This window comes from Sinorhizobium medicae, assembly GCF_007827695.1.
In the GTDB taxonomy this organism is placed as follows: Bacteria; Pseudomonadota; Alphaproteobacteria; order Rhizobiales; family Rhizobiaceae; genus Sinorhizobium; species Sinorhizobium medicae.
Map to the genome: position 1 here is coordinate 14,172 of NZ_VITA01000023.1, position 12,779 is coordinate 26,950.

A 12,779-nucleotide genomic window follows, 5' to 3' on the forward strand; every position below is an offset into this window, starting at 1 on the left:
CCTCGACCTGCCGGCCTCTGCCGGTCAGCTGTTGAGCGCGGTTTTGCGTCTCATTCGAGAACGCTCTCCGTCGCCAATCTTGTAGGACCCCGATATGTTCCTCCTCTGACCAAGAGAGCCCAGATCATCCGCGCCGTCTTGTTGGCGAGTGCAACGGAAACGACCTTATACGGCCGTCGTGCCATCAGCTCCCGCGACCAAGATCGTGTTCTGTCGTCGCTTCGAACATGACGAAGGATCGATGCAGCTCCGACTACTAAAAGTGATCGTAATTGCGAGTTGCCCATTTTTGAGATGCGGCCGAGACGTTGCTTCCCGCCAGTCGAATGCGATTTTGGTGTCAGCCCAATCCAGGCTGCAAAGTGACGGGCAGACTTGAAGCCAGCCGGATCCGGAATGAAGGCCTTTATCGCCATTGCGGTGATCGCACCGACGCCAGGGATAGTGGCGAGGCGGCGCATATCCTCGTCTTGCTTCGCAATGGACACGATCTCGCGCTCAAGCTTTTCGATCCGCGCGGCCAAAGATCGATCTGATCGACAATCTCCTCAAGAGCGAAGCGGGCAGCGGGCGGCAAGCGTTCGTCACTTCATCTCGGACGATTGCTGCCAGCGGCTTCACGTTAGCGATCCCGACTGTAGCGATGATGCCCAACTCGCCCATATGAGCGCGCAAGGCATTGATCGCTTGGGTCCTCTGGCGCACGAGCAGAGCACGAGTACGGAAAACCATGACAGATGCCTGTTGCTCAGCCGATTTGATCGGCACGAAGCGCATGGTTTTGCGCGTCACAGCTTCGCTGATTGCCTCAGCATCGGCCGCATCGGTCTTTCCGCGTTTGACGAATGGCTTCACATATTGCGCGGGTATCAGGCGAACGTCGTGACCAAAAGCCTCTATCTCACGAGCCCAATGATGCGCGCTACCGCAAGCTTCCATTCCGACGCGGCATGGCGGAAGTTTTGCGAAGAATCGCAGAACCTCTCCGCGGCGCAGCTTTCGATTGAATAGCGGCGTGCCTTCGGCGTCAGCGCCATATACCTGAAAAAACTATTTGGCCAAGTCCAGCCCGATAGTGGTAACTTCTTTCACGGAACGGTCCCTCCTTGTGGCGTTTGCAACAACGACCACGTTAGCACTTTGATGCTGTCGGAGCGGGCCGTTCCACCTCATCAGGGATGGTTTGCCTGTCGCGGGCAAAAATCCGCCTGCTGCCGGCCACCTGCCTGTTTGAGGCCAGAATGGTGCTGGTCACGCGTCGCGATGAGCGGTCGGTCAACGACCTCGATCTTTGGCTGTATAAAGCCGGATCGACATTGTGCCGATCGACTCCGAACTGGGTGGACATCGCCACACAGGCCTGGCTTGTCTTCGGCAAAGGCCGGAACCCTGCTGCCTCGAATTTTGCTGACTGTCTCTCGTATGCGCTGGCGCGAAGAGCCGGCTTACCCTGTTCTATAAGGGAATGACTTCGCACAAACCGATGTCCAAGCGGTCGGTTGACCGGCTCCAGATTAGCCAGGGTCGGGCGCTGCATACCCGATCGACCATTTCGCGACAGACGGTAAAGCCCTCATGCCAGGCTGCCGGCTGCTTTTGCGGAGGCGCTTTTAACCGATGCGTCTTCTCAACGCGCGACGAAGAGCAGGTCAAAGCCCCTCAGTTCGCCTTTGGAGACGGATTTGCGGATCGCAGTCCAAAGCGCCGACGGGTTCTCCAATCGAAAGCCACGCAAGCTTCTTATGAGGCGTAAGGTCGCGGCCGCAGTCCTGATCAAGCGCAGAACCGCAGGTCCTGAGAGTGAAGCAGCCAGGATCTGGGGATGCACGGCGAGCAGCACGCCCGCGGTCTTCCTGCGGTCTATCGCGCGTAACTGGTCGAGCACCTTATACTCGTAACCTTCTATGTCGATCTTGAAGCAGAGCCGATCGGTCCTCGCCATCGCCTGAAGCTCGGGGATTGTGATCGTTTTTGCCTCGATCGACATGCCGGTATCGTCAGCTATGAGCGCCGATGTTTCCGAGCTTCCGAAGCCTCCGCCCACGGAATGCAGAACGAGGCATTCGTCCTGCGAAAGCGCCGCGTTGACGAGTGCGACCTCTCCGGTGTTTCCATTTTTCATCTCGGTGAGAATGCCGAAACAAACCGGGTCCGGTTCGACGACAATGACATTGTTGGCGGTCTGTGCCGCCCAAAAGGGCGTCACTCCGATCCAGCCGCCGACATCGATATAGGTCGTCCTCTCATCGACGAAGCGCGCGATGTTGCGGAAGGTGCATGGTTCCCACTGACCGGCCTGCAGCCGGCGAAAGAAACGCGCCTTTTCCGGTTTTTCGGGGAAATATACTGTTCTCTTGAAATAAGTTATCGCTCGCATCGCGCTTCTCTAAAGCATTTCCGGACGAAGTGGAAACCGGCTCGCGTGACGAAAGGCGACAAAAAAGAACGAGAGCACCGTTCCCGCTGGAGGGAATGAGCTTGCGAGCAATTCCAGACGGCAGCGGTGTCCGGTTCGGTGAGTGGGGGATGAGAGAGGATTGAAACGTTCAGGCCTCGGCCCTTTGCACGCGGCTGCGGGCTTCCGTCAATTCGGATGTCGTCTGGCTGAGTCGGTCGGCCAGAACCCGCATGATCTCGACTGCCATTTCCGGGAAATCAGCCAGCAGCTTCAAAAAATCGTCCTTCCGGATGCGCAGCGCTTCGAGCGCGGTGGTCGTTTTGACAGTTGCCGTGCGCGGCGTGTTGCACAGAATGGCGATTTCCCCGACGATCGAATTCTGCTCCACTTCGGCCACTTTCAGCTGTCCGTTCGGCGTCGACACGAGCACATCCGCATTGCCCGACAGGATCACATAAGCCGCGTCGCCGATATCCCCCTGGTTGAACAGATCTTCTCCCGCGCTGTACATCACCCGGTCGGAGGTGAATGCCAGAAGCTTGAGCTTCGCAGGCGGTAGTCCGGAAAACAGCGTTATCCGGCGCAGCATTTCCACTTCATCTTTTAGGAGCATAACAGTCCGTGTCTCCGAATGCGTCGCGGTTGGTGCAAACAGGCTCTAACCCATGCCGGCGGGAAAATATGCCTGCCTTCTGACAGCAATATTACATCAAGATGCCAGTTCCTTGTAGTCGCTGTCTGTTGAGCGCGTTTCCACCGGTTCGTCGCGCACCAACCGTCCGTTTTCGAAATGCGCGACGCGGTCGAAGAGTTCCGTCAGGTCCTGGTTGGCCAGAACCCATAAAATCGCAGGCTTGCGCTCGCCATCTCTCAGGAACGCAAAGGCCTTCCGGGTGATCTGGTCCTGCGTGCGCTGGTCGAGCGCCAGGAGCGGCTGATTGAAGATGTAGAAGTCCGAAACGCGGATCAGGGCGCGTGCGAGATTTAGCTTCTGGCGCTGGCCGGACGTCAGGCGCTTGCCACCGGCACCGACGTCGAAATCCAGCCCGAAGACGAGCACCTTGTTGTGAAGCCCGAGCGACTCGAAAAGGTCGCGCACGATCGCGCGTATCCGCTCGGACCCGTCGGTGTGCTTGTGTCCGATGCGGCCGAAGAGCACGTTGTCCAGGATGCTGGACGACGCCATGTAGCGGTCCGGCTGATAGTGCTCGATTATTCCGACGAGATCGGCCGGTAGGCCGTCGCTGAACTCGCGCCGCGCTTCGACGATCTTCTGCATGAGATCTTCCGTCAGCAGACCGAAACGATGCCGCGGCTCGATATAGCCGAAGCAAAGGCGGATGATCCTGATGGCATCGTCTTCCGACACTTCCTCGAGGGGTTTCCCCCTCACCTTCTGTAGAAGCGCCTCGTAGGCGGGAATTTCCTCCGCAGTCATGAAGGTGAGCTGTTGGAAGAAAGGATGGTCGGGCGGCAAGTCACGGAACAGTTCCACGACGTTTTCAGCGATTTCGAGCCCCATCCCGTAGAAGGTCTCGTGCAGGCCGGCCCGCTTCAGCACGGTCTTGAAGAAGGGATGTTCTTCAAGTGCCATCTCCCAGCGGTTGCTGTCAGTGACCGTGCCAAAGAGCAGGTTCTCCCCCACGGTCGCCTCGACATTGTAGGAACCGGGTTCGAAGAACACGACGAGGTCACTGAGCTTCTCAGCCTCGAGCCGCTGCCGGAGCGCACTGCGCATCGCCACGATTTCGCCGGCGAAGGCTTCGTGCTCGCTCGGATCGATCGTCGAACGGACAGCCAGGGCAAGGACGTCGTTACTCAGCTGGACAACGTCCAGCACGGCCCTGATCTTGGTGAAAAGGTCGTCTGGCCCGGTCGCACCCGCCGCCTGGTAGTCAATCCAGTCGCTGTTCAGGTCGTAATGCGGATTGCCTGCTAGTTTTGCCTCCACAAGCTCCCATTTTCGGTGGACCTCCCTGTCGCCCTCATAGGCCACCTCCGTCAGCGGGGCGTGCTTCAGCCCATAGAGCAGGTTGTCGCCGAGGCTGCCCTGGAAGGCAAAGACGTCGGAGGAAGCGTAGGAGATTCGCCGGCCGACGACCGCTTCAGGCAAATCGTGAATATCGGCGTCGCCGATAACGATCCGGCCGGTTGCGGGCCAGGTCAGCCGGCCGAAAGCCTCAGCAAGCGCCTCGCCGCCCCCGGACGTGCCGCCGGTGATCGCGACCGCTTCCCCCGGTTGGATCTGCAGGGATATATGCTCCACCACTTTCGAGCCGCCATCGTCGGCAACCGAAAGATTGACGGCCGCCAGCGCACCGGTGAGCGGCGCTGCGGGATTGACGGAGATCGCCTGCACTTTGGGATCGATCAGCGGTTCGACGCTGAACTGCTCGACGACTTGTGCATATTTGACCTGTACGTCCTGGCGGGCCTGGTCCCAATCGATCAATTCCTTGAGCGGACCCGGCAGGTCCTTGTAGGCTCCGATGACCGCGACGAGCTGGCCGATGTCGAGCCGGCCCTGCAGCGCGAAATAGCCGCCGATCGAATAGAAGAGGAACGGCGTCACCTGCGCCAGGAAATTGTTCAGAAATTTGACCAGAAACTTCCATTGATAGAGGTCGTAGCGGATCTGGAATATGCGGCCGAGGCGCGCGGCAATATCGGCGCGTTCATAATTCGACGTGTCGTGGGCGCGGATCGTGCCTATGCCGTCGACGATCTCGCTGACCCGGCCCGAAAGCTCGCGGGCCGTGAGCTGGCGCTCGCGGCCCAGGACCAGAAGCCGCCGGCGCATGCGCGGGATGATGATCGCCTGAACGGCGACGATGACGGCGGCGATGATGCCTAGCCAGAAGCTTTGGAGGAGGATGAAGATCAGCGCCGTCAGAGCCTGCCCGCCGAGCAGCGCCGGCTGTACGAAGGCGTCGCCGGTAAAGCCGCCCATCGGCTCCACCTCGTCCTTGATCATGGTCGAGATTTCGGCCGGCTTCACGCGCTTGAGATAGCCGGGCGGAAAGCGAAGGACGCGGTCGACAAGTTCAAAGCGAATGCGCCGCAGAAGCCGTTCGCCGAGCCGGCCCTTATAGGTGTTGATATAAAACTTAAACAACCCGTTGATGATGACGAGCAGCAGGAACACCAGGCTGAGGGCCAGCAGCATCCCTTCCCTGCCGAGATCGAAACCCGAAAAGAGATTGACCTCTCCGAAGAACGGCAGATCGAAGGAAATCGCCAGGAAGGGTTGCGTCGCCTCGGGACCGTCGAAGCCTGCGCCCTGAATCGGTCCGTTGACGATCTGCTTCGGCAGATCGAAGGACAGGAAATAGGGAACCATCGACAACGCCACGACCAGCAGGATCCAGAGCTGCTGCTTGCGGGTGTGTGTCCAGATGTAGCGGGAAAGAAAAGGTTCCATGTGCCGGTAAAGAGACCTATCTGAAATATGGGATCGCACGGTTATGTCGCCGGCGGACTCCCGCCGCACTTGGTACTGGTCCGCCTGATCTTCAATAGGCTTGCGACACCTCCACGAAACCGTAAACGGCCGGCATGAAAGCGAAACGGTACCCCATGCCCAAAGACCAGACTACAGTACCGCGTCCCAACAGGCGGACAAGAATTGCTGCAGAACTTCGAATTCCAGCATATCTATCCTGAAAGACCGAGACCAGCAATCCGGGCGCGGCAGCAAGCTTGATGCCGCTGCCTCACCCACGGCACCTGCGCCTTGCGCTCAACTGACCGTGAGCTTACAACAGCCGCATGATGCATGCCAGCCACTCCTCCCCCCACCGTCCCGAAGATTGGCGCGAAAACGCCTATGACCTTGCCCGGGGGCTGGCCGCCTATTCCGGCAGCCGGCTTGTTGCCGGCATTGGGAGGGTCATCGCAAAGCATCCGGAAGCAAAAATTGCCAATGCCTTCAATCACAAGCAGGTCGGCTGCAAGATGTGGGCCCGCGATACGCTTTTCGCGACCATCGGCGCGTCCTGTCGCCGGGTCGTCGTGCTCGGCGGCTGGTATGGCATTCTGCCGGCGATGATGCTTGAAGATCCGCGCTTCGACATCGAGACTGCCGTGAGCTGCGACATCGACCCCGCAGTCGAGCCTGTCGCGCAGACGCTCAATGCAGCCTTCGGCGACAGATTCGTTGCAATGACGGCAGATATGCACGCGCTCGACTATCGCGCTCTGAATGCCGACCTGCTGATCAACACGAGCTGCGAGCACATCGCCGACCTGCGGAGCTGGCTGGACCTTCTGCCGCCCGGCACGCGCGTCCTCCTGCAATCGAACGACTATTTCAGCGAGCCAACCCATATCAGCTGCGTCAACTCGCTCGAAGAATTTCAGGCGCAGGCGCGCCTTGCCCATGTCCAATTCGCAGGGACGCTGCCGATGAAAAAATACAGGCGCTTCATGCTGATCGGGGCTGTCTGACCAGGGCGCGAACGGCGCTTCCCGCTACCGAGATCGTCTCGCCATTTGATGGCGGGGAGAAGTGCTCTAAACCTTTGAAGACCGCCTGCCCGGAAGCCGCTCTTCGATGGTCCTCACCGTTCCGGCGGCTCCGTCGAGGTCCAGCGGCGGGATGGCCGGTTTCGGGCGGGCAAGCATCGCGCCGACCTTCGCGGCCAGCAGCTCGGGCGTGATGCCCTCCTCCGGCAGAACGCCGGCAAGGTCCAGCTCTTCGAGCCGTGCGGCCCGCATACGCTGTTCGGTTTCACCGCCCGCGGTAAAGGGAACGAGCAGGCAAGCGCACCCGGCACGCAAAATGTCGCACACTGTGTTGTAGCCCGCTTGAGAGATGGAAAGGCGGGCACCGGCAAGCAGGCTCCCGAAATCCCGCCGGAACCTAAAGAGGCTTACCCCCGGCGGTGCCGCAGCCGCGAATGCGTCGAAATCCGCCTGCGGCAGGTTCGGGCCGGTCACAAGGCACCAGCGAAGTGCATTCGGCAAAAGCTTGGCAGCCGCAAGTGCCGCGCCAATCAGCGCGCTGCCGACGGCTCCTCCACCCGCCGAAACAACGACGTCAAATCTCTCGGGCACTCCAGTCGGCCGCGGCGGCGCTACGAGGCCGGTGTATACCACCTTGCCGCTGATTTCGCCCGCAAGGGGAAACGTCTCCTCGATGCGCGCGAATCCGGGATCGCCATGCACGAGTACGAGGTCGAAATGGTTCTTAACGATTTCGACGGTTTCCTCGGCTCTCCCTGGTTTGAGCCTCTCCTGCAGAATGTCGCGCAGCGACGTCGCGACGAGCGGCGGCCGGTCACTCGAGGCAATCTCGGCGAGCAGCGGCAGCAGCTCGAACCGCATCTGCCGGCGCCCGAAGGGGAAGGCCTCTATGATGACGACTTCAGGCACGACACGGCGGTAGGTCTCGAGCAGCAGATCCCGGCGATGTTCCTGGAAAGCCGCCGTGACCGCCCGGCCCTCGCCGTCGACGAGCCCCGAAAAGCCCCTGTCGCCTGCCGTCACCGGCGGCAGAGCGATGACCTTCACGCCATCCCCTGGGAAGCCCGGTACCGGCGTACCGCCGGTCACCATCGTAACGTCGAAATCCCGCCCGATGAGGGCTTCGGCTATACGGCTGGCGCGCGCCAGATGCCCTATACCGAGAAGGTGCTGGACATAGAAAAGGACGCGGGGGCTGCTCAAGGGCTTCTTCTCCATTCGCTTTCGAAGAGCCCGATCAACTGACCGACGCTCGAATGGTGGTCGAAATCGGCACGCACGCGCCGTTCCGCGGCGTCACCAAGTCGCCGGCGAAGATCCGGATCGCGGATCAGTCGCTCCATTGCCGCGGCAAGTGCCGTCGGACTTTCCGGCGGCACCAGCATACCATTATGACCGTCATCGATAAGTTCGGGTATTCCGGAGACCGCGGTCGAGATACAGGCAAGGCGCTGACTCGATGCCTCTACGAGAACATTCGGCAGGCCGTCTCGGTCACCATTCGCCGCGACCCGAGAGGCGAGCGCGAAGATGTCGGCCTCTCGGTAGCGGCTCAGAACCTCCTTTTGATCCAATGCGCCGTGCCATCCTATGCGATCTTCGAGGCCGAGTTCACCGGCAAGCACCTGGAGCTTGCCGGTGAGCTCGCCCGCACCGATATGATCGAAGCGCCAGCTGAGGTCCGCAGGCAGCAGCGACAGCGCCTTCAAGAGAATGTCATATCCCTTTTTCGAGACGGCGCGTCCGACGCTCACGATGCGCACCGGGTCGTCCGGAACACTGCCATCGCGCCGGGAATGCTCACCGTCGAAGGACGGGAACCGATCGAGATCGAGGCCGTGATAACTCAGATGGACCCGGGTCTTGTCGCTCGACAGGTCCCGCAGGTGCTCATAGCCGCTTCGCGTGCAGGTCACCGTCCAGCGCGCGCGGCCGAGCTTGTCGGAAAGCTCCCAATCCTGCGAAGTCCAGATGTCCTTGGCATGCGCGGAACAAGTCCAGGGTATGCCGGAGATCATGCTGGCATAGCTTGTCACCGATGCCGGCGTATGTATGAAATGAGCATGCAACCAGCTGGCATCGTCCGGCCATTCGGCGGCGAGCACCAGAGCCTGGCCGAGGCGACGGAAACGGTTGCGCGATCTGTCGCGCGCGAGATCCCTGAAGAACGGGCGGAGCATCCGCCAGAAGGAGCGTTTCGCCACGGCCCTCGCTAGGGCGCGAAGGACGCGCCACGGCTCCTCGTGCAGATATTCCGGAAGGTAATGGACGGGCGCTCGAATTTCATCATGGACGGGGTGGCGCTTCCCATCGGTCGGGCGGCGCAGGGCGATGAGAACGAGTTCATGCCCCGCTCTTTCAAGGCCCAGCAATTCCTGTGCGATGAACGTTTCCGAAAGGCGCGGATAACCCTTCAGCACGACGGCGATCTTCGGTTTCGGGGACACGTGTCTTCAGTTCGATCTTTTCACGACGGCCAAATGCTCTTTCGACCGATGGTCGAGCCATTCGCCGACGATGTCGGATATGTGCACGAGGCCTTCCAGCCTCAAACCCTTGGCGCGGAGCGATGGCGGCGGACGCTGCGGCAGTGCCTTGAGCGCCGCGGCAAAACGTAAAGGTTCTTCCGCTTCCTGAGGAAGCAGCATGTCGATGAGCCCGAGCGCGGAGGCGCGCTGGGCGCGGATCAACTGTTCTTCGCGAGGCTGCAGGCGCGGCACGATCAGAGCCGGCTTGTCGAAGGACAGTATCTCGCAATAGGTGTTGTAGCCGCCCATCGATACGACACCCCTGGCGCCGGCGATCAACTCCTCCATACGGTTGTCGAACTCGATGATCTTGATGAAAGGGATCTTGCTTCCCTTCTTGATTAGCTTGTTGCGCTGCTTTGCCGGCATATAGGGGCCGAGGACGACGAGGGCGTTATGCTTGAGTTCGGGATCTTCCTGATAGGCGTGGATCACGTCGTGGATGAGGTCCGCTCCGTCGCCGCCACCGCCGGTCGTGACCAGAATGTAGTCGCCTTCCGGTTTATGGCCGGGCACGGCGTCCTGGGGGACGCTTCTCTGCAGGAAGCCGACAAAGTTCATGCGGTCGCGCACCGCTGAGGGCACTTCGAGCCCGACCAGCGGGTCGTAAAAGTCCGGCGGGCCGTAGACCCAGACCGAATCGTAGAACTTCTCGATTTTCCGCATCGTATCGCGCCGTTTCCATTCCTCTTCGAGGAGGTGCGGCGCATCCATGATTTCACGCAGGCCCAGAACGAGCCTGGTGCCGTGGGTCTTCAGATAGGCCAGTGTGTCCTCGACCTCGCCGCGCAGCCCCATCGGCTCCTTATCTACGATGAAAATATCCGGCCGAAAGGTCTCCGCGGTCGAGCGGATGATCGACTGCCGCATCTTCAGCGTTTCGTGCAACTCGATATGGCGGTCGAGCGAGGTATATTCGCCATTTCTGAGCTTTATGACGCTAGGGATCTTCACGAAGTCGACGCGCGCGCGGTAATCGAAGGCGCCGGCGATGGTCGCACCGGAGATTATGAGGACCTGCAGTCCGCTATAGTCTTCCACCAGGGCATGGGCGATTGCGCGGCAACGTCTGAGATGGCCGAGTCCGAAGGTATCGTGGCTGTACATGAGGATGCGGGCATCCTCGAAGCGCCGTGTCATACGAAAAGCCTTTCGCTCAAAGATAGAAACGTCGAAGTCTATTGCAGCGATCGCTTGCGGCCAACAGCGATACCGGCGTTATTTGTAGGGATCGGCGGCGTCACGCAACCCGTCTCCCAGGAAGTTGAACGCCAATATCACAAGAATGACCGGGATGGTGGGGAAAAGCAGCCACGGATAAAAGGCGATGACGCTGACGCTCTTTGCTTCCGTGAGCAGAATGCCCCAGCTGGTTATCGGAGGGCGCAGGCCGAGTCCGAGGAAACTCAGTGCCGTTTCGCCGAGGATCATTCCGGGTATCGAGATCGTTGCAGTTGCGATGAGATGGGACATGAAGCCCGGAACGAGATGGCGCCCGATGATGCGGCCGCTTTTCGCGCCCATCAATTGCGCGGCAAGGACGTAATCCTCTTCCCTGAGCGACAGCAGCTTCGAGCGCACGGCGCGTGCAAGGCCGGTCCAGTCGAGAAGGCCGAGAATGACGGTTATGCCCAGATAAATGAGGAGCGGGCTCCAGGTCGCCGGCATGATGGCCGCCAGCGAAAGCCAGAGCGGGATGCTGGGGATCGACTGGAGGACCTCGATCAATCTTTGAACCAGGAGGTCGAAGACGCCCCCGTGATATCCGGCAAGCCCGCCGATCACAATACCGAGAACGAAGCTGACGGTGATGCCGAGAAGCCCGATCGTCAACGAGATCCGCGCGCCGTAGATAATGCGGGACAGCACGTCGCGGCCAAGCCGGTCCGTACCCAGAAGGAAAAGCTGCCCTCCTTCGGCCGGGCAGACCAGATGCAGATTGCTTTCGAACAATCCCCAGAATCGATAGTCGTCACCGCGGCAGAAGAACCGGATCGGCTCGACATCCGACATATCGTCGGTGTAGTTGCGCTTCAGCGTATCCATGTCCAGCTTCATCGTCCGTCCGTAGACGAAGGGGCCGACGAATTCGCCCTCGTGAAAGAAGTGGACGCTCTGCGGCGGCGCATAGATGAAATCGACATTGCGTGTGTGCAGATCGTAGGGCGCCAGGAACTCGCAGATCAGGATCATTCCATAAAGCGCTGCCAGGAAGATGCCGGAAGCGAGCGCAATCTTGTGGCGCTTGAATTTCCACCACATAAGGCGCAACTGCGATGCCTGATTTACCCGCACCTGCTCTTCGGTCATCACCTCGACGGAATAGGGATCGAAGGGCGCAGTCGAAACGTAATGCGGAAGGGGCTCGCCGGGCGCCGGGATCGGTGACGTCACTTTGTGCTCCTGCCTTGGAGACGGATTCGGGGATCGAGGACGGCAAGCGCCAGATCGGAAACCAACACGCCGATCACTGTTAGGAAAGCGAGGAACATCAGGAACGACCCGGCAAGATACATGTCCTGGCTCTGCAGCGCCTTGATCAGCATTGGTCCGGTCGTTTCGAGCGACAGCACGATCGCCGTGATCTCCGCACCCGAGATGATTGCCGGCAGGATCGAGCCGATATCGGAAATGAAGAAGTTGAGCGCCATGCGCAGCGGATATTTCAGCAGGGTCCGCGTCGGTGAAAGCCCCTTGGCGCGGGCGGTAACGACATATTGCTTCTGAAGCTCATCAAGAAGATTGGCACGCAAGCGCCGGATCATGCCGGCGGTACCGGCCGCGCCGACGATGATGACCGGAATCCAGATATGCTCCAGGATCGACTTCGCCTTCGCCCAGCTCATCGGTTCGGAAAGATATTTTTGGTCCATCAGGTGGCCGATCGAAGTCCCAAACCAGATGTTGGCGAAATACATGAGGACCAGGGCCAGCATGAAATTCGGGATCGCGATGCCGATGAGCCCGACGAGCGACAGGCCGTAATCGCCCCAGCTATATTGGTGCGTGGCGGCATAGAGGCCGATCGGGAAGGCGATGACCCAGGTGAAGATGATGGTGACGAAGGAGACGAGGACCGTGAGCCACAGGCGGTCGCCGACGACGTCACTCACAGGCAGTTCGTACTCGAAGGAGTAACCGAAATCGCCCTGGAGCATTCCCGCCACCCAGTGGACGTAACGCAGGAGCGGCGGCTGGTCGAAGCCATATTGCTTCCGCAGCGCCTCAATCTGCTCCATGTTGACGCCTTCGCCCTGCGCCCTGATCTCGGCGATGTAGCTCTCGAAATAATCGCCCGGCGGCAGCTCGATGATGGCGAAGACAAGCGCGGAAATAATGAGGAGCGTCGGGACCATGACCGCAATGCGCCATAATATGTATCGCAGCAT

The 12,779-nt window shown here is 60.1% G+C and carries 9 protein-coding genes and 1 pseudogene; 1 reads left to right on the forward strand and 9 read right to left on the reverse strand.

Features of this window, described 5'->3' with window-relative positions:
* Positions 1–50: 50 nt before the first annotated feature.
* From FB009_RS27820 to FB009_RS27835, 4 genes and pseudogenes are all read right to left on the reverse strand, one after another.
* A pseudogene (locus FB009_RS27820) lies at positions 51–1,092 on the reverse strand (IS110 family RNA-guided transposase).
* Between the two features lie 535 nt (positions 1,093–1,627).
* Positions 1,628–2,377, reverse strand: a complete 750-nt coding sequence (locus tag FB009_RS27825) for an FkbM family methyltransferase (protein ID WP_024312213.1) — start codon at positions 2,375–2,377, stop codon at positions 1,628–1,630.
* 169 nt (positions 2,378–2,546) lie between these two features.
* On the reverse strand, positions 2,547–3,011 hold the full coding sequence (locus FB009_RS27830; RefSeq protein WP_012061534.1) for a cyclic nucleotide-binding domain-containing protein: 465 nt from the start codon (positions 3,009–3,011) through the stop codon (positions 2,547–2,549).
* A 96-nt stretch (positions 3,012–3,107) separates the two neighbouring features.
* The gene (locus FB009_RS27835; protein WP_024312214.1) at positions 3,108–5,819 is read right to left on the reverse strand and encodes an ABC transporter ATP-binding protein; all 2,712 of its coding nucleotides are present in this window, start codon (positions 5,817–5,819) and stop codon (positions 3,108–3,110) included.
* A 347-nt stretch (positions 5,820–6,166) separates the two neighbouring features.
* Between FB009_RS27835 and FB009_RS27840 the strand changes: the two genes are divergently transcribed.
* Positions 6,167–6,844, forward strand: a complete 678-nt coding sequence (locus tag FB009_RS27840) for a hypothetical protein (RefSeq protein ID WP_024312215.1) — start codon at positions 6,167–6,169, stop codon at positions 6,842–6,844.
* A 66-nt stretch (positions 6,845–6,910) separates the two neighbouring features.
* Here FB009_RS27840 and FB009_RS27845 read toward each other — a convergent pair whose 3' ends face one another.
* The 5 genes from FB009_RS27845 to FB009_RS27865 all read right to left on the reverse strand — a co-directional run bounded on the left by FB009_RS27845 (position 6,911) and on the right by FB009_RS27865 (position 12,779).
* A complete protein-coding gene (locus tag FB009_RS27845; protein WP_024312216.1) occupies positions 6,911–8,080 on the reverse strand; it encodes a glycosyltransferase family protein in 1,170 nt (389 codons plus the stop codon).
* Complete coding sequence (locus tag FB009_RS27850; protein WP_024312217.1) at positions 8,062–9,309, reverse strand: glycosyltransferase; 1,248 nt, start codon at positions 9,307–9,309, stop codon at positions 8,062–8,064. Before FB009_RS27850 ends, FB009_RS27845 begins: the two co-directional genes overlap by 19 nt.
* Before the next feature lie 6 nt (positions 9,310–9,315).
* Positions 9,316–10,530 carry a glycosyltransferase family protein gene (locus FB009_RS27855; protein ID WP_018011449.1) on the reverse strand — a complete coding sequence of 405 codons (1,215 nt, stop codon included), beginning with the start codon at positions 10,528–10,530 and terminating at the stop codon, positions 9,316–9,318.
* A 78-nt stretch (positions 10,531–10,608) separates the two neighbouring features.
* On the reverse strand, positions 10,609–11,784 hold the full coding sequence (locus FB009_RS27860) for an ABC transporter permease (RefSeq protein ID WP_024312218.1): 1,176 nt from the start codon (positions 11,782–11,784) through the stop codon (positions 10,609–10,611).
* Complete coding sequence (locus tag FB009_RS27865; RefSeq protein ID WP_018209808.1) at positions 11,781–12,779, reverse strand: ABC transporter permease; 999 nt, start codon at positions 12,777–12,779, stop codon at positions 11,781–11,783. The genes FB009_RS27860 and FB009_RS27865 overlap by 4 nt, the downstream gene beginning before the upstream one ends.